Origin of the sequence: uncultured Hymenobacter sp. (genome assembly GCF_964242765.1) — a bacterium.
Taxonomy (GTDB): domain Bacteria; phylum Bacteroidota; class Bacteroidia; order Cytophagales; family Hymenobacteraceae; genus Hymenobacter.
The window spans coordinates 28,261-46,424 of record NZ_CAXTBM010000027.1 but is presented as its reverse complement, the minus strand read 5'-3'; the positions used below and the strand labels follow the sequence as shown (position 1 = coordinate 46,424).

At 56.9% G+C, this 18,164-nt stretch carries 10 protein-coding genes; 2 read left to right on the top strand and 8 right to left on the bottom strand.

The window, feature by feature from the left end:
- Window positions 1-77: 77 nt before the first annotated feature.
- The 6 genes from ACFE7X_RS13010 to ACFE7X_RS12985 all read right to left on the bottom strand — a co-directional run bounded on the left by ACFE7X_RS13010 (window position 78) and on the right by ACFE7X_RS12985 (window position 12,823).
- On the bottom strand, window positions 78-2,546 hold the full coding sequence (locus ACFE7X_RS13010; protein WP_375436103.1) for a glutaminase domain-containing protein: 2,469 nt from the start codon (window positions 2,544-2,546) through the stop codon (window positions 78-80).
- Between the two features lie 83 nt (window positions 2,547-2,629).
- A complete protein-coding gene (locus ACFE7X_RS13005; RefSeq protein WP_375436102.1) occupies window positions 2,630-3,664 on the bottom strand; it encodes a glycoside hydrolase family 43 protein in 1,035 nt (344 codons plus the stop codon).
- A gap of 151 nt (window positions 3,665-3,815) precedes the next feature.
- Complete coding sequence (locus ACFE7X_RS13000; RefSeq protein WP_375436101.1) at window positions 3,816-5,234, bottom strand: glycoside hydrolase family 125 protein; 1,419 nt, start codon at window positions 5,232-5,234, stop codon at window positions 3,816-3,818.
- A gap of 383 nt (window positions 5,235-5,617) precedes the next feature.
- Window positions 5,618-7,906, bottom strand: a complete 2,289-nt coding sequence (locus ACFE7X_RS12995) for a GH92 family glycosyl hydrolase (RefSeq protein ID WP_375436100.1) — start codon at window positions 7,904-7,906, stop codon at window positions 5,618-5,620.
- A gap of 273 nt (window positions 7,907-8,179) precedes the next feature.
- Entirely contained in the window at window positions 8,180-9,682 is a 1,503-nt protein-coding gene (locus ACFE7X_RS12990) for a RagB/SusD family nutrient uptake outer membrane protein (RefSeq protein WP_375436099.1), read from the bottom strand.
- Between the two features lie 24 nt (window positions 9,683-9,706).
- Window positions 9,707-12,823: a SusC/RagA family TonB-linked outer membrane protein gene (locus ACFE7X_RS12985; RefSeq protein ID WP_375436098.1), complete on the bottom strand. Its 3,117-nt coding sequence runs from the start codon at window positions 12,821-12,823 to the stop codon at window positions 9,707-9,709.
- A gap of 666 nt (window positions 12,824-13,489) precedes the next feature.
- Between ACFE7X_RS12985 and ACFE7X_RS12980 the strand changes: the two genes are divergently transcribed.
- Both ACFE7X_RS12980 and ACFE7X_RS12975 read left to right on the top strand, forming a co-directional pair.
- Window positions 13,490-15,769, top strand: coding sequence for a GH92 family glycosyl hydrolase (locus tag ACFE7X_RS12980; RefSeq protein WP_375436097.1), 2,280 nt, complete (start codon window positions 13,490-13,492; stop codon window positions 15,767-15,769).
- A 31-nt stretch (window positions 15,770-15,800) separates the two neighbouring features.
- Complete coding sequence (locus ACFE7X_RS12975; RefSeq protein ID WP_375436096.1) at window positions 15,801-16,826, top strand: LacI family DNA-binding transcriptional regulator; 1,026 nt, start codon at window positions 15,801-15,803, stop codon at window positions 16,824-16,826.
- Window positions 16,827-16,953: 127 nt separating this feature from the next.
- Here ACFE7X_RS12975 and ACFE7X_RS12970 read toward each other — a convergent pair whose 3' ends face one another.
- Both ACFE7X_RS12970 and ACFE7X_RS12965 read right to left on the bottom strand, forming a co-directional pair.
- Window positions 16,954-17,295 (bottom strand): hypothetical protein, encoded by a 342-nt coding sequence (locus ACFE7X_RS12970; RefSeq protein ID WP_375436095.1) that lies wholly within the window; start codon window positions 17,293-17,295, stop codon window positions 16,954-16,956.
- Complete coding sequence (locus ACFE7X_RS12965) at window positions 17,292-18,053, bottom strand: ParA family protein (RefSeq protein ID WP_375436094.1); 762 nt, start codon at window positions 18,051-18,053, stop codon at window positions 17,292-17,294. Before ACFE7X_RS12965 ends, ACFE7X_RS12970 begins: the two co-directional genes overlap by 4 nt.
- Window positions 18,054-18,164 lie beyond the last annotated feature (111 nt).

Sequence of the window (18,164 nt, the reverse complement as noted above, 5' to 3'; positions counted from 1 at the left end):
CCGTTGAACGGTTCCACTCAGATTCCTTCTGCGTCGGAATGACAGTTGAATTTTTAAGGCGCAGCTAGTCAATTACGCTAGGGTTTCTCGCTCATTTGCTTTTCCAGCATTTTGATAAAGTAGCCGCCCACCACCGAGCGGGCCTGAAAGCCGACCTGCTTGGCATCGGTGGTTTCGTGCCAGTCGGTGAGCGGCACGCGGGTGGGCGAGTCGTTGGCGAACTGCCAGATGGGCTTCACCAGAGCCTGAAAGTCGGCCGGCTTATCGGCCATGGTGGCGGTCCACATAATCCAGTCCGACTTGGTGTAGGTTTTGCGGCTGTCCAGCGGCAGGCCGTAGCGCTGTTGCTTGGCTAGGTAATACGTCATTTCCTGCTGGGCCACTTCTTTCGGGAATATGTTCAGGCCCAGCAGCTTATCCCAGACAATATTATACTTCTGGCTCCACGAACCGGGCGTTTTGTCGAACGTCAAAGCGTAGTGGTCGCCGGTGGTGGACATCGCCACCCAGCGCTTGGCGTAGTCGCGAGCCAGGGCGGTGTACTCGTCGGCCGTTTTCTGGTCGCCGAGCTGCCGCGCCATCTGCCCGTAGCAGGCAATGCCCATAATGGCCTTGGCCGACAAGTTGGCGTTGCGGGCCAGGTGGCCGGCGAAGTCGTCGGTGCAGAGCTGATTGGCGGGGTCCAGCCCGTCGCGCTTCAGGAAGCCTACCCACTTGGTGAGCGTGGGCCAATGCTCGCGGGCGAAGTCGGGCTTGCCATCCATCTTGACGACGGCAGCCGTGATAATCAGCATGTTACCCGCTTCTTCCACCGGCATGTCCTCGCCGTAGGTCTGGCCATTGGCCCGCGGGTAAGTCCCGATGTCGTGGGCGGGAAATTCTTTTTTCCACCGCCCCGACTCGCTGTACTCGAAGATGAAGCGCAGTAGGCCTTTGGCCAACTCGTTGTTGTAGAGCAAAAACAAAGGCGCCGACGGGTAAGTTATATCCACCGTGCCGATGGAGCCGTTGGAAAAGTTTTCCTTGGAAAGGAATAGCACTTCCCCCTTCGGCCCCGCCACAATTTTGTGGGCGGCAATAGCCTGGCGATACGCCAATTGACACAAGTCGGCATACTGTTGCCCGCCAGCGGCCTGGGCGTCGGCGTAAAGCTTTTTGTCGAAAGTCGTGGATTTTTGGCGCAGGCGGGTGTAGTCGGCTTCGGCGGCTTGCAGGGTTTTGGGCATGGTGGTGGCCGGGTCGCGCCGCCACCAGCCGCGCAGGTTCTGCCCGAAGTACTGCACCGAATACTGGTCGTCGTAGCCCAGCAGCACGTGCCGCTCCGTGGGCTTGCTGACCGAGCCCAGGTCGAGCACCGTAGCCAAGGCTACGCGTTGGGCCTGCCCGCTCAGGGGCTTGGTGTTAGCGGTGAGAGTGCCGGTTTTGGTGAACGTATTTTTCAGGGCTTGCGGCTCACCCGCCGCCAGCCGGGCGGGCGCCGGTGCCGCTAGGTAGGCGTGGCCCCAATCGATGCGCACATTGTCGCCGGCCTTGGCCAGAACGGGCTGGGCGGTGGTACCCACGGCCTGCCAGACCAGGGTGCCCGCGTTGCCGGCCTGGGTCGTGACGGGCTGGTACGTTGTGTTGGTGGCCATGCTGCCGCTTTCTGTCAGCAGCACCTGGACCGGATGGGCCTTGCCATCGGTGGAAGTAGCCCCAAACGTAACGTAGCTCACGGGCCGGGCTACGGTTTCCAACTCATCGAGCAGCAGCGGCGAGAGAAAGTTGACGGTCAATTGCACCGGACCGGCCACAAACTGGTAAGTAGTTTGGGTAGCCGTAACCGCGACGCTGGTTTGGCGGGCGGTAGGCGTAACAGGTACCGGCAAGACTTCGTACAGGCCCGCATCGAGGTACTCACCACCCATAGGACTGTTGCAGTGCATGGCCAGTACGTTCTCCCCTTTGCGCAGCGCTTGGCGCGCCGTTTCGGGCACATCGAAATACTCGTAGCTGTTGTTCCAGCGGGGCTGTTGCACCAGTAGCACTCCATTCAGATACACTTCCACCGCGTCGTCGTGCCACATGTAGAGGCGCAGCTTGCCGGTCGTGGCGGGATTGGCGACGGTTACGCGCCGGCGCACCCACACGTCGCCCTCGGTCCAGGTCGTCCCTTGCCGGTCTTTTTGGTCGGTGAAAGGTGCAGGACCCGTTTTCCAGTTCGTCGCCGCAAAATCGGGTTTTTCCCAGCCGGCCGCCGGAGCAGTGAGCGTGTATTGAGCGGTGTAAGCCTGCTCCTGCACGGTGGGGATGAGGGCGCGGTACTGGGGAGCCGCCTGGCCCAGAAACTGATACACCTTGCCATCGACGCGGACCACGCCCTCCAGCGCCTGGGGTGCACCAGTCCAGTGCCGGGTGGGCGCGGCCGTTAGCGTGTCGTTGAAAGTCCACAAGCTAAAATACGGGTCGTGGGTGATGAGCGGATAAGCCGGCGGGCGGAGCGTTTGGGCCAGCAGGCTGCCGACGCTGAGTGCCGCAGCAAACAAGAGAGCTAAGGGTTTTTTCATGCTGATGGGAATTAGGAAAAGAAGAAGGCTGGGTGTGCAGAGGAGCGGCAAGGCGGTCAAGGCCGATAAATCAAATTACCTATTTATTTCAAGGCCTGAGCCTCCACTCCTGCCGCCGTAATCTTCACCGGTTTTATAAGGCCTTGCGCGTCGAAGTAAAGGCGGTCGATGCAGGTAACCCGGTGGTTGCCATCGGTTTCGGTGAGGGGCCGGCGGTGATAAACGATATACCAGATGTCTTTGCCCGGAACCTGAATCACGGAGTGATGCCCAGCCCCGGTAGCTACCTCGGGGTCTTGCTTCAGTATTTTGTCGACCCGCTTGAAGGGGCCAAGCGGAGAATCGGCTATGGCATAGGCCACCGAATAATTAGGGCCGGTCCACCCGCCTTCCGACCACATGAAGTAGTACTTGCCGTCTTTCCGAAACATAAAGGGGCCTTCCACATAGCCTTGCGGCGTGATTTCCCGGAAAGTGGTGCCATCGGCAAAGGGCACGAAACCCGTGAAATCGTCTTTCAGCCGCGCAATATTGCAGTGCGACCAGCCCCCGTAAATCATGTAGTACGTCCCGTCCTTGTCCTGGAACACAAACTGGTCGATGGGTTGGGCACCGTTGTGAATCTGCCCGATCAGGGGCTTGCCCAAGTAGTCGGTGAACGGCCCTTCTGGGCGGTCGGCCACGGCCACGCCAATCCCGCCTATTTCGCCTTCGTGCACGTCGTTGGCGCTGAAAAAGAGGAAGTACTTGTCTTTTTTCTTGATAATGGACGGCGCCCACATGGCTTTGCGGGCCCATTTGACGCGCGCCGTATCCACGATTTGCGGGTGCTTGGTCCAGTTAACTAAGTCAGGCGACGAAAAGGCGTCTAGGTGGACCTGTTGCTCATACTTAGCCGAGTAGGTAGGGTAAATCCAGTATTTGTTGTCGAATATAATGCCCTCTGGGTCGGCGTACCAGCCCGGAAATACGGGGTTACCGGCCTTTGCCGAAGTAGCCGTCGTCGTTGTTTTAGTGGCGGCTGTTTTGCGGGCGGTAGTAGCCGTTTGGGCGAAAGCCGCCGGCGCAACCAGAACACTTGCTGAAGCGGCAGTTAGAAGTAGAAGGAGTTGTTTCATGGGGAATTTAGTGGGGCGTTACCTTCATCATCAATGTTGTTCGGGCTTGAAGCGGCAGCAAAGTTCAAAAGCCAACCGCGTAAACTTCCCCGCTCCTGCTTGCCTGCCGACTGTCGGGCTTTCAATTCAGCGTCCCTAGCCGTACACTACCTCACGCCAACAGTTGCGGCTTTTCCTGATAGGTTTTCCACAGAAACTCCCCGAAAATCGTGTTAGCCCAAGCAAACCAGGCGCGGCTGAATTTAGCCGCGTCGTCTTTGTGGAAGGATTCGTGCATGTAGCCGGTGCCGGCGTGCGTGGTTTTGAGGTGCTGCACGCAGGTGCGAATTTCAGCGTCGTTGGTGCTGGTCAGGCCGCGCATAGTAATGGCAATCGGCCAAATCATATTCTGCCCCACGTGTGGCCCGCCTATACCCTCGGCGGCTTTGCCTGCAAAGAAGAACGGATTAGCCGTTGAAAGCAGAAACTTGCGGGTATTCTGGTAAACGGGGTCCGAGGCCGGCACTGCCCCCAGATAAGGCAACGACAGCAGACTAGGCACGTTTGCATCATCCATCAGCACCTGGCTCCCGAAGCCATCCACCTCGTAGGCGTAAATTTTGCCGTGCTGGGGGTGGTTGACAACCGCGTGCTGGCGCAGGGCGGCCTCTACCTCGTTGGCCAGGGCCGTTAGCTCCTGCGCGGTTTTAGCGTCTTTGGCTAGGGTGGTCATCATCTCGCCGGCTTGGCGCAAGCTCACCACGGCGAAGAAATTGCTGGGCACCAGAAACGAGTAAAGCGTGGCATCGTCGCTGGGGCGAAAAGACGAGCAAATGAGCCCGACCGGTTGCACCGGATAGCCGTAGCCGCTCATGGGTTGGGTATCGGTGGCGGTGGCCGTTTCGCGCTGAAACTTGTAGGGACCAAGCCCAGTTTTGCGCTGCTGCTCCCGAAACGTTTGCAGCGTCGTGCGGATGGCCTGCTGCCACTGCGCGTCGAAGGGTTGGGGGTCGTTGGTTTTCTTCCAGTAGTGGTACGCCAGCCGGATGGGGTAGCACAGCGAGTCGATTTCCCACTTCCGCTCGTGCACGCCGGGCTGCATCTTGGTCCGGTCCGATTTCCACTCTCCCACCTTGGTATCGTCGCCGTAGAAAGCGTTGGCGTACGGGTCCTTGTTGATGCACCGGGTTTGGCGGTTGATGACGCCCGCCACCAACTGCCGCAGCTCTGTATCCTTGTCGATGAAATTCAGATAAGGCCACACCTGGGCCGAACTGTCGCGCAGCCACATGGCGTCGATGTCGCCGGTGATGACGTAGGTATCGGGGCGTCCCTGTTGGTTGGCGTACGTGACGGTGGTATCGAGCGTGCTCGGAAAGCAGTTGTTAAATAGCCAACCCAACTCCGGGTCTTTCACTTTCTTTTGAAATTCCGTAATGGCCGCCTCTACGAAGCGGCTGCGAAACCGCCGCTTTTCCGCCGCCGGGCGCACCACCGGAAAAGCCGGCGCCGCCCCGGCAAAGGAATACTGCGGGAAGAATACGCTGCTGGTTAGCAGCGAGAAGCTCTGAACAAAGGCTCGACGGTTCATAGAAAGAGTGGGTGGGCATGTTGAAGGGTCGTTCTGCTGGTGGCCTCACCCCCCGGCCCCCTCTCCAAAGGGAGAGGGGGAGCCAGACAACACACTCCTGCTTTGCCTTAGGTTGACTACTTGGATGCTAGTTTATGGAAAAAGCCCGTCATGCTCGATCTGACGTCCGTAGGTTGAAGCATCTCGCGTGCTGACGTTGCCAAGGTGACTGTCATGCTCGATCTGGCGTCCGCGCAGTCGAAGCATCTCTACCGCTTCGTTGCGCAGGCATCAAAAGCTAGTTTGGCGGTAGAGATGCTTCGGCAAGCTCAGCATGACGGGCTCTTTTGGGAAATTTCCTGGTTACAAAGACTATTTGTTGCCTCGCCAAAGCAAGCTTCGCGCTATTTTGCTTTCGACATGGAGAAGGGCGCGGCGTCGGCTTTTGTACCGCGGCTTTTGTTGGGCGTGGCGCTCATGTCGAAACCAAGGGTGGCGCCTTGCAGCAGCTCTTGGTGGCTAAGCCAGTTCTTCTCGTAGGGTTTGCCGTTGAGCGTTAGCTGCTGCACGTATCGGTTGGTGGCCGAATTCTGGGGCGCATTTAGCACGATATCTTTGCCGGAGGGTAGGTGCAACGTGGCTTTCGGGAACAGCGGCGCACCCAGCACGTACTGGTCGGTGCCGGGGCAGACGGGGTAGAAGCCCAGGGCCGAAAACACGTACCAGGCCGAGGTTTGGCCGTTGTCTTCGTCGCCGCAGTAGCCATCGGCAGTCGGCAAGTACATGCGGTTCATCGTTTCGCGCACCCAATACTGCGTTTTCCAGGGCTGACCGGCGTAGTTGTAGAGGTAAATCATGTGCTGGATGGGCTGGTTGCCGTGGGCATAGTTGCCCATGTTGGCAATCTGCATTTCCCGGATTTCGTGAATCGTGGAGCCGTAGTACGAATCGTCGAACACCGGCGGAACGGTAAAGACGGTGTCCAGGGTAGCCACGAATTTCTGCTTGCCCCCCATCAAATCCACCAGACCCTGCACATCGTGAAACACCGACCAGGTGTAGTGCCAAGCGTTACCTTCGGTGAAAGCGTCGCCCCACTTATACGGGCTGAACGGCGTCTGGAATTTGCCATCCTGGTTTTTGCCCCGCATCAGGCCCGTTTGCTTATCAAACAAGTTGCGGTAGTTCTGGCTGCGCTTGGCGTAGAGGTTGATTTCTTTTTTAGGCCGGTTCAAGGCCTTAGCCAGCTGATAAATCGTGAAGTCGTCGTAGGCGTATTCCAGGGTGCGGGCCGCGTTTTCGTTGATCTTCACGTCGTAGGGCACGTAGCCGAGCTTGTTGTAGTACTCCACCCCGGCCCGGCCCACGGCCGGCATGGGCCCGGCGTTGTTGGCGCCGTGCGTCAGCGCCTCGTAGAGCACGTTCATGTCCTGGCCCCGGATGCCCTTCAAATACGCATCGGCCACCACGGAAGCGGAGTTGTTGCCCACCATCACGTTGCGCAAACCGGGGCTGGCCCACTCCGGCAGCCAGCCGCTTTCCCGGTAGTCGTTGGCCAAGCCCTGCTGTATTTCGGTGTTTACGTCCGGGTAAAGCAGGTTCAGGAACGGAAACAGCGCCCGGAACGTGTCCCAAAAGCCGGTATCGGTGTACATAAAGCCCGGCAGCACTTGCCCGTTGAACGGACTGTAGTGCACAGTTTTGCCCGCTGCGTCCACCTCGTAGAGCTTGCGCGGAAACAACAGGGAGCGGTACAGACAGGAATAGAACGTGCGCCGCTGATCGGCGGTGCCGCCTTCGATATCAATGCGGCCCAAGGCCTTGTTCCAGGTGGCCCGGCCCTGCTGGCGCACCGCCTCGAAGTCCCGGTCCCCGATTTCCTTCAGGTTCAACTCTGCCTGTTCCGGACTAATAAACGACGACGCCACCCGCGCCTGCACTTGTTCGCCCTTGCGGGTTTTAAACCCAACCACAGCCCCGGCATGGTTGGCCGTCGCCTCCAAGCCGCTGGCCACTTGTTGGTCCTGGTAGATAACCGTGCTGGTGAAGGCGTGGTCGAACTCGATGACGAAGTAATTCTTGAAGTTTTTGGGTACGCCGCCGCTGTTGCGCGTAGTGTAGCCGATAATCTTGCGCTGCTCGGGCAGCATCTTCACGTACGACCCCTTATCCAAGGCGTCGATAACTACGTAGGCACTATCGGTCTGGGGAAAGGTGAAGCGGAAACGGGCGGCGCGCTCGGTGGGCGTTATTTCCGTCGTCACGTCGTGGTCGGCCAAATACACGCGGTAGTAGTTGGGCTCAACCACCTCGGCTTTGTGCGAAAACCAACTGGCCCGCGCATCCTCGGCAAACACCCGCTGACCGGTGATGGGCATGAGGGCAAACTGGCCGTAGTCGTTCATCCAGGGCGAGGGCTGATGCGTCTGCTTGAAGCCCCGAATCTTGTCGGCCGAGTACTGGTAGGCCCAGCCGTTGCCCATTTTGCCGGTTTGCGGCATCCAAAAGTTCATGCCCCAGGGCATAGCAATGGCCGGATAGGTGTTGCCATTGGAAAGGCTAGGCTTGGAATCGGTGCCGATGAGCGGGTCCACCCACTGCACGGGGTCTTTGTCGGGAGCCGCAACTTGCGCTAGGGCACAGGTGCTTGCTAGCAGACACAAGGCGGTAAGAAAAGGAAGAGGTCGAGGCATTCAGTTGGGGGAAGGGAGAAAATCGAACGAAGAAAAGATTATCAAATTTCAAGTTCACTAGGGCAGAAATTACTGCGCAATAAGCTCAGGGTGAAAAATACCGGAAGCTTATTTCTTATTACAGTTCAGCAGAGGCTGGAATTGTTTATATCCAACCTCTGCTGAAGCATTTGCAATAAAAATGAACGTCAGGCCGGATGCGGCAGGTGGGTGGCAGAAATTCCCGTAACTCCCGCCCAGCGCGTTACGCACCCGACCATGACGTTCAACTGCCTACCACCCCGGATTCTGGGTGAGTTGCTTGTTGTTGTTGATTTCCGCCGACGGGATACCCCACAGCAGATACTTTTCCTGGAAGGCCGGGCCTACCTCAGCTTTAAAGCCCACCACGTCCACGAAGCGGTTGCCCACTACGTCGTAGGTTTTGCGGGTGCGCTGAATGTCGAAGTAGGCTTTGTTTTCGTAGGCCAGCTCGTGGTAGCGCTCCTTCCACACCGCTTCGCGAAACTGCGCTTGGCTTAGGCCACTGAGGGCGGGCAGCTTGGCCCGGCTGCGGATAGCATTGATTTGAGCGTATGCTTTAGGCGTGGCGGCGCTGGCTTCGTTGATGGCCTCGGCATAAATCAGCATCACCTCCGGCATCCGCAGTAGGGTCCAGTTTTCGTCGTTCACGCCGTTGCCGAGGGCACTTTCCACGTGGAAATACTTGTAGAGCGCCTGCGCGCCAAAATTGACGGTCTGCCCAGGAGTTTTGATGGAGGCATACTTCGAAAAGTAGAACTGCTGTTCCTGAGCCCGCAGGTCGCCCGGCTCGTGCGTGGCGTAGAACCCGGGCGTGGGTATAACGGCCCCAAACTCGTCGTTGTACTTTGAAATACCCACGAAATATGGGATTACCAGCGCACTGATAGCATTGGTAGTGATGCCAAAGCCATACTGCGCCTGCAAAATAAACTCGCCTTGGTTTTTATCGGCGTTGTTGTGCAGTGAAGCGTAGTTTGCGAACAGTGGGTAACTGCCGGCATCAATCACCTCGGCGGCTTTGTTGGCCGCCAGCTGATAGTTGGCCTTAATCTGGAGGGGGTAGCCTGCTGTGGTCAGGTATACGCTCGCCAGCAGCGACTTCACCGCCCCCAACGAAACGCGCCCCGTTCGGTCCACGGCGGGCAGGCCCGCCGCCTCTGCAGCTTGCAAATCACTGATAATCAAATTATATACTTCCTGTTGGGAAGCACGCACCGGGTAGAGGTCGGGGCTTGTGGCATTGACGGGCAGGGTGATCAGAGGGACATCCCCGTAGAGCCGCACCAAATGATAGTAGAGAAACGCCCGGATGAAAAGGGCCTCGCCCAAGAGCGCCGTTTTCCGGCTTTCATCCATCGTAACGGCCGGAATCCGGGCAATGGCTAGGTTAGCCGCCCCAATGCCGTTGTACGCGTTGTTCCAAACCGAAGAGAAGTACGGGTTGGCCGGGTCGATGCTCTGGTTGATGAGTTGGTTGTTGTTGAAGCTCTGCCCCAGCGTGGTGGCGTGCAAAGCCATCAGCTCCAGGCCCACCCATACTTCCTCGCCGTAGCCGGTAGACGCATTGAGCAGCCGCAGCCGGTTGTAGAGGCCGTCTACGGCCGCCTGGGCCTGGGTGGCATTGGCGAAGTAGTTGTCCTGCGTTAGGTTGGAGCGGTTATCTTCTTCCAAAAAATCCTGGCAGCCGCTAGCAGCTGCTAGCAAGGTGGCGCACAGAGCCACCTTGCGGAATTGTCGAATGATGAAGGACATATAAAAAGCTGGTGGGGAGTGGGATTAAAAAGAAACGTTCAGGCCAGCCGTGAGAGTCCGGGCCTTGGGGTAGTCGAAAAACTGAATCCCCTGAGCAAAGCTGTTGCGGGCATTTCCTGCATCGTATGCCGCGTCGTAAGTGGACGTTTCCGGGTCGTAACCGGTGTATTTGGTGCGCAGGAAAAAGTTCTGCGCTGACACGTACAGGCGCAGCCGGCTGAGCTTGATCGACTCCAGCAGGGTAGTCGGAAAAGTGTAGCCCAGCACCAGGTTGCGTCCCCGGATAAAGGAGCCATCTTCCACCTTATAAGAATCGATGCGGCTCTGGTAGCCGTTGATAGCCAGGTAAGTTGGGCGCACTTGCCCAATGCTGGTGTTCTGGTTTTCCGGCGTCCAGGCATCAGTTACGGCGCGGGTGAAGCTGTTGGCCTGTCCGGTCCGGTCGAGGGCGGAGTGGTGCGTTAGGTTCATCACATCGTTGCCGTACGAGAACTGCAAATCCACTATCAGGTCCACGTTGCGGTAGCGGAAGGTGTTGCTGAAGGTGCCGAAGCCCGTCGCAATGCCTTTGCCCAACACCACCCGGTCTAAGTCGTTGATCTGGCCGTCGTTGTTTTGATCCTTGAACTTCAAATCGCCGGGTAAGCGGCTATACCGGACGGCTTCGTCGGCCTCCTCCGTGCTCCAGGTACCTTGCCGCTCCAGCCCGAAGAATGCGCCCACTGGCTGGCCAATGCGCAATACGTTGGTTTCGTTGAGGAAATTAGGCCCGGGGAAGATGTCGTCGCCCGCTTCGCCTAGCTGCAACACCTCGTTTTTGAGGAATGAAATGTTGAAAATAGTCGACCAAGTGAAGTCTTTGCTGTCCACGTTCACCGTGTTCAGCCCCAGTTCCAGCCCCCGGTTGCGAATACTGCCGATATTCTTGGTAATGGAAGCGAAACCGCTGGAGCGGGGCACCGGCGCCCCCAAAATGAGGTCGGTGGTGGTACGCTGGTACACGTCGGCCTCGAAGCTCACCCGGTTTTTCCATAAGCTCAGGTTCAACCCCAGGTCGTACTGGCTGGCCTTCTCCCAAACCAAGTTCGGGTTGCTGAGCGTACTGATGGTGGTGCCGCCCGTCCGGACGCCATTGAAAATGTAGCTGTTAGTTCCTAGCAACGCTTGCGACCGGTAGCTGGGGAAGTTGCTGTTGCCCGTCTGGCCATAGCCAAAGCGTAGTTTCAAATCGGAAATAATGGCGTTGTCGGCCAAAAACGATTCCTGCGAAATGCGCCAGGCAACGGCGGCGGAAGGGAAATAGCCCCACTTTTTATCTGGTCCAAAGTTGGAAGCTCCATCGGCGCGCAACGTGGCCGTCAGCAGGTAGCGCTCCATAAAGCCGTAGTTGGCCCGCCCGAAAAAGGACAGGTTTTGTCGGGCGTCGAAGGTAGAAGTAGGCACGGAAGGCGTGGCGCCTGCTCCCAGATTATAGTAGAGGTAGCTGTTGTCGGCTATGCTGCGGTTTTCGGCATATTGATCGAGGTAGCGGTAGCGCCGCATATCGGTACCCGCTACCACGTTCAGCGAGTGTACATCCCCAAAAGTCTTGGCATACGTGACGTAGTTCTGCCACTGTATATTCTTGCGGTCGACGGAGAGGACGCCGGCCACATTCTGCGTACCGGCCCGCAACTGCACCAAGTTGCTGCTGAAGTTTGGATTGAGTTGAGACGACGTATTAGCCCCGAGCACCGTGCGAAAATCTAGGCCCGGCAGGATCGTGAAGTTGGCGAACACATTACCCGCGAATACCTGGTTGCGCGTGATTTGCACATCCTCGCGGGTTAGCGCCACTGGGTTGTCGCCACCCTCCATGTCGGGGTAGTCTTGGCGCTTGCCATACGTGCCACCTGGGCCTGGGTACTGAATGGGTACGATGGGAATCATCTCAATCATCATGCGCGGGATGTTGTTGCCGCCCACGTTGTTGTTGCCGATTCGGTCTTCGATGTTGCTATAGTTCAGGGTAGCCCCAATTTTAAGCCAAGTCTTCACTTGGTTGTCTACCACCAAACGGCCCGAATAGCGTTTCTGATAGGTGTTGCGGATGATACCGTCGGCATCCGTATAGTTCAGAAACAGGCCGTAGGTGGTTTGGTCGCCCCCACCGGAAAACGACAGATTGTGGCTCTGCGAAACAGCTGTTTGGGTTGTTTCTTTCTGCCAATCCACGTCGTAGAGCGGATTTAGTTGCTCATCAAATAGCCGCTTAGGGTCATTGGGGTTGGCTAATGCCCGCCGCTTAATGCTGGGGTCGCGGGCCGCATACTTACCCGTGGCCCATCCCGCAGGGTCAAACTTCTGCACGTTCTGGTAGGCTACGTCCTCGGCAGCCAGAAACTCGCGCGCGTTGAGCACGTCCAGCTTGCGGGCAAGTTTGCTCACACTCACGTAGTTGTCGTAGCTTACTTGTCCTCCCTTGCGGCCGCGCTTGGTGGTAATCAGGATAACCCCGGCGCTGGCCTGCGCCCCGTAGATGGCCGTAGCCGAAGCGTCTTTCAAAACTTCAATACTCTCGATGTCGGCTGGGTTCAGCGTGGCAATGCCCTGCTCCCAAAATACACCGTCTACCACGTACAACGGGTTGTTGCTGGCACTAATAGACGAGTAGCCCCGAATTCGGATGTTGGGGTTGCCACCCGGCTGGCCCGAGTTTACCGCGACGTTGACGCCCGCTACGCGGCCTTGCAGGCTCTGGGCCACGTTCACGACGGGGCGCTCCAGAATTTCACTGCTCTTCACGCTGCCCACCGCGCCCGTTAGGTCGGAGCGGCGCTGCGTACCATAGCCCACTACCACCACTTCCTCTAGTGCTTTGTTGTCGGTTACCAGCTTGATGGTAAGCGTGGTACGGCCACCAATCGAAATTTCCTGGGCTACGAAGCCAATAGAAGAAACCACTAAGGTTTCGTTGCCGGTAGGTACGGTCAGCGAGAAGTTGCCTTCCACGTCGGTGCTAGCACCTAAGCCCGTGGCGCCTTTCACAATGATGGTGGCGCCGGGTAGGGCCCCGCCCTTTTCGTCGGTTACCCGTCCTTGCACCGTTACCTCGATGCGGCCGCGCGTAGCAGCGGCGGTCTTGCTAGCAGAGGCTTGCACGGGAGGCGGGACTATCACCGCGCCTAGCGCAAGCAGTGATAAGCCCCACGAGTTTCTCTTTGATAAAAAACTTGACATAAAGCAGGGGTTAGAAGTGGGAATTGAAGAAAGCAGGCAATGAAAAAAAGCTAAGCAGGCAAGCCGGAACCGGCTATTTATGGTCAAGAAGCGACGCAATACGACTTAAACGTTTTAGCAAAAAATCACCTATCACTCGTCTCAATCTGCCCGATTAGAACAATTGATAAAGAGGAACTTACAGCAAGCGAACAACTTGGCGCGCAACCATCAGCGCGCAAGGCCAGAAAGTGGAAGTAGCGGTCAGATCCTCTCAAAAGGCCGCTGACGCACTAGTAATAACTATATAGGCAGGTAAGACGCAACTAACGGGGTAAGCACGCCCTACCACGGAACGACTTTCGCAACAACACAATAGGCTGATCAGGCAGCAATGTATTGGAATAATATATTCTAAGGGAGAATTACTTGAATTTATTTCACTTTACGAAAGCTAAATCATTTTAGCATATTTGCCCAGAGCCCTCTGCTACCTGTTGGCTAGCCCTCTAAAGCAGTTCGAGAGCGTTGTTCTGCTTTTAGCAGTTAGCCTGACGCGGTGAGCCACTGAATTGTCACGCCTCTTCTTTCACTCTTAATCCCATCCGCATGCTCCACTTTCTCTTTCTTTGGCGCTTAGCGGCGCCACTACGCCGGAGCCTACTTGTAGGCCTCTGCTTGTTGATCGGGGCCGTTCAGGCTTCAGCGCAGCACCTCACCGCGGCCGTTGACCCCATGATTGGCACGGGTGGGCACGGGCACGTTTTTCTGGGGGCTAACGTGCCATTCGGAGCCGTGCAACTCGGGCCGCAGAACATCTTTAAAGGGTGGGATTGGTGTTCGGGCTACCACTACTCCGACAGCTTGCTCATCGGCTTTTCGCACACCCACCTCAGCGGCACTGGCGCCTCGGACCTCGGCGACGTGCTTATCATGCCGTATACGGGTCCTCTCAAAACCGACAAGGGCCAGCAGAAAGCGCCCCACCAGGGCTACCTCTCGCGCTACTCGCATCAGCGCGAAATTGCCAAGCCCGGCTACTACGCCGTAACCCTGGACGACTACGGCATCCGGGTCGAGCTAACCAGCACCGAGCGAGTAGGCTTTCACCGGTACACTTTCCCGGCGGGCGGCAAGGAAGCCCACGTCATCATCGACCTCAAAGAAGGAATCGACGACAAAGCCACCGATACGCACATCGAGCAAGTTGACCCGCAGACGTTTGTGGGCTACCGGTTTTCCAAGGGCTGGGCCAACGACCAGCGCCTGTACTTCGCTATCAAGACCTCGGTGCCGGTGCCCCAGTTTGCCGTGTACGAGGAAGCGCAGCAGCTCCCGGGCAAATCGGGCCAGGGGAAAGCCATCAAGGGCCTATTCAACTTCGCGAAGGCCCCGGCTACATTTCAAATGAGAGTTGGCATTTCGCCGGTTAGCTCAAAAAATGCGCTGGCGAATATTGCGGCGGAAATTCCCGGCTGGAACTTCGCGGCGGTGCAGCAAGCGGCCGACGAGAAGTGGAACCGGGAGCTAAGCAAAGTAACCATCGAAACCAAGGACCCGGCGGCCCGGCGCATCTTCTACACCGCCATGTACCACGCTTTTTTCGCGCCCGCCCTCTTCAACGATACCAACAACGATTACCGGGGCACCGACAAGAAAGTGTACGCCAAGGCGCCGTTCGTTAACTACACCACCTTTTCGCTCTGGGATACCTACCGCACCGCGCACTCGCTGTTCCTGCTAACTCAGCCCGAACGGGTCGGGGACATGATGCACTCGATGCTGGCCATCCACGAGCAGCAGGGCAAGCTGCCTATCTGGCACCTGACGGGCAGTGAAACCAACACCATGGTAGGCTACAGCGCCGTGCCGGCCCTGGCCGAAGCCTATCTTAAAGGCACGCCTGGCCTCGACGGTTCGCGGGTGCTGGCTGCCATGAAAGCCTCCAGCACCCGCGACGATCAGGGCGTGCGCTACCTAAAAGCTACAGGCTTCATACCGGCCGACAAGGAAAGCGAGTCGGTAGCTAAGGCGCTGGAATATGCTATTGATGATTGGAGCATCGCGCAGGTAGCTAAAAAGCTGGGGCAGCAAGCCGACTACAAAACGTATACCGAGCGGGCCCAGTATTATCGGAAGTACTTCGACCCCCACACCCGCTTTATGCGCGGCCTGACAACCGACGGCAAGTTCCAGCTGCCCTTCGATCCTATCCAATCCATTCATCGGCAAAACAACTACACCGAAGGCAATGCCTGGCAGTACACGTGGCTGGTACCGCAGGACGTGCCCGGCCTCATTGGCTTGTTTGGCAGCGACGCGGCCTTCACCCAGAAACTTGATAGCTTGTTTGTAGTGCAGGGTAACCTGGGCGAGAGTGCTTCGCCAGATATTTCGGGCCTGATTGGCATGTATGCGCACGGCAACGAGCCCAGCCACGCAACAACCTACCTTTACGCCTACGCGGGCCAGCAGTGGAAAACCGCCGAGAAAGTGCGCCAGGTACTGCGAGAAATGTACAAAGACCAGCCGGATGGTATCAGCGGCAACGAGGACTGCGGGCAGATGAGTGCCTGGTACATTCTCTCGGCGCTCGGCTTTTACCCCGTCAGCCCCAGCAGTGGCGCCTACGTGTTAGGCAGCCCAATCGTAGATAAAGCCGTCCTTCAACTACCGGGTGGTAAATCGTTCCGGCTTGAGGTCGAAAACAATACCCCCCAAAACCTTTATATCCAAGCGGCTACCCTAAACGGCAAGCCCTATGGCAACAGTTACTTGCTGCACCGCGACATTGTAGCTGGTGGCACGCTCAAGCTGACTATGGGGCCGCAGCCGAATCGGACGTTCGGCGCGGCGGCCGCGAATCGGCCGAAGGAGGTGTATGAGTAGAACAAGCTAACTTCAACAAAATAACTTGGCCTTGAAGAAGCGAATCCTGATCCACGACATCGCCAAGCATTTGGACGTATCCATTGCCACCGTGTCGCTGGTGCTGAATGGCAAGGCCAAGAAAATGCGCATCAGTGACACGCTGGCCGAGCGGGTGTTGCAGTACACGGTGCAAGTAGGCTACAAGCCCAACCAATTGGCTAAGAGCCTACGCACGGGCAAAACGCACGTCATTGGCCTTATGGTGGAAGATATTGCCAACCCTTTCTTCGCCACGGTGGCTCGTCTGATCGAGAAAAAAGCGCTGGCGCGCGGCTACCACATTATCTATTGCAGCACCAACAACGACCCGGTCAAGACCTGCGACCTGCTAACCATGTTTCAGGAGCGGCACGTAGACGGCTATATTCTGGCTCTGCCAGAGGGCGTTGGGGCCGAAGTAAGCGCTTTGGTGCGCAGCGGTAAGCCCCTGGTGCTGTTCGACCGCCTGCTACCGAACGTAACCGCGAATGCCGTGGTGGTGGATGGTGCGACGGGTATGTACCAGGCCACCCAGCACCTGCTTGCGCAGGGTTTTACGACCATTGCCCTGGTTACCTTGCATTCCCAACAAATGCAAATGCTGGCGCGCCGGCAAGGCTACGTGCAAGCTCTTCGGGAACAGAAACTGCCGGAGCTTGTGCAGACAATTGAATTCACGCAGGAACCTGAACTGGTTATCAGCCAGTTGCAGTCTTTTTTTCAGGCATATCCTACTTGCAACGCTGTGGTATTTGCCACCAATTACCTAGGGGTATATGGCTTAGAAGCACTCAGGCGCTTGGGCCGCCACATTCCGGAGCATATGGCAGTTGTCTCTTTCGACGACAGTGACCTGTCGCGGCTCTACTCCCCCCCTATCACCGTAGTGGCGCAGCCAGTGGAAGCTATGGCTGAGAATATCATTGTCACGCTTTTGACGGCATTGGGAGGTTCCCAAAAAAGTGGTGGTATGACCCAGTTACAGTTAACTCCCCAACTTCTAATTCGCCAGTCTTCTATTCGTTCTGCTACCTAAGGCAATTCCAGCAAAAGCCTATATCAGCAGCCAAGCCCCGGCTAGCACACTTTGTGAGGGGTGCTGGTCGGGGCTTGGCTATTGCCCACTAATGTCGCATCCCATTGGTGCGGCGCCCTGCTCTTACTTAACGCAACTTTTTACTGCTGCGTAATAGCTTTTCCAGTGCGGCGGGAGGTAGGGGTTTCTCGGCGTTAGGGTAATTCTGCAATTCTTTCACTAAGGCGGCTTCAGTTACTTCCTTAAAGAAAAAAGCGGGCTCCCAGTACTCGGCCTGCTTGAGCTTCATGTAGGTTTCGCGCGTGACGGCCGTGGTAAAGGATACCCACACCGTTTGGTCTTCTTCTGGGTCCGGCAGCGTTTCTTTTACGGGCTCAGAAACTTCAACTGGTTGGGTTGGCTCGATGCGTTCGGTGATTGCAGCCAGCACTTTGTTGCCGAATTTAGGTTTGGTTTTGCTCTCGCTCATAGTCGGGAAAGTATTTCAGTGGTGAGGGCCTCGTAGTCCTGGGCGCCGGCGGATTGGGGAGCCCAGTGGTATATGTTTTCTTTTTCAATCTGCGCTTCCACCAAACTCACGTTGGGGCGCACCGTGGTTTGCATTACCAAAGGGCCGAATACCTGGTGAGACTCCAACAGATTTACCATGTCGCGCTGAGCGCGGCGCCGGTCGTTGCGGTTGTACTGAGTGAAAAACAGTCCCCCGATTTTCAGGTTTTTGTTTAGCCGCTTCTGCACGTGCTGGCAGACTTCGAGCAAGCCAACTAAGCCCTCAATGCCGTAGTATTCCGGCTGAGCGGGAATAAAAACGGCATCGGCCGCGGTAAGGGCCGCGTACGTAAGTTTGCCAAGGCCGCCGGGTGTATCGATTAGACAATAATCAATTTCCTCTACTTCATCGAGCACTTCCTTGAGCGCAAATTCGGCACCCGGTTTCTTGCTGATGCGCTCTTCCACTTCGGTTAGGTCGGTAGCGCTGGGTACTAGGTACAACCCCTCCCCCACTTCCTCCACAACATCCGACAAACTGGCTTGGCCCAGTAAAACGGCGCCGATGGTTTTGTTGTCGGGTGCCCGGTAAGCAAAGCTTTGGGACAAATTGCACTGGCTATCGCAATCCACGAGCAACACCGACTTACCGAGTTGCGCCAGCGCATACGCCACGTTTAGGCAGGAAGTGGTCTTACCCGTTCCCCCCTTATGATTGGAAAAAACAATTGTCTGCATGGGCGCAATGTATAGAATTTGCTAAACTATTTAAATAGTACACATTATATTAATACTATCTATTGTATCTATTGTATCTATTGTATCTATTGTATCTATTGTATCTATTGT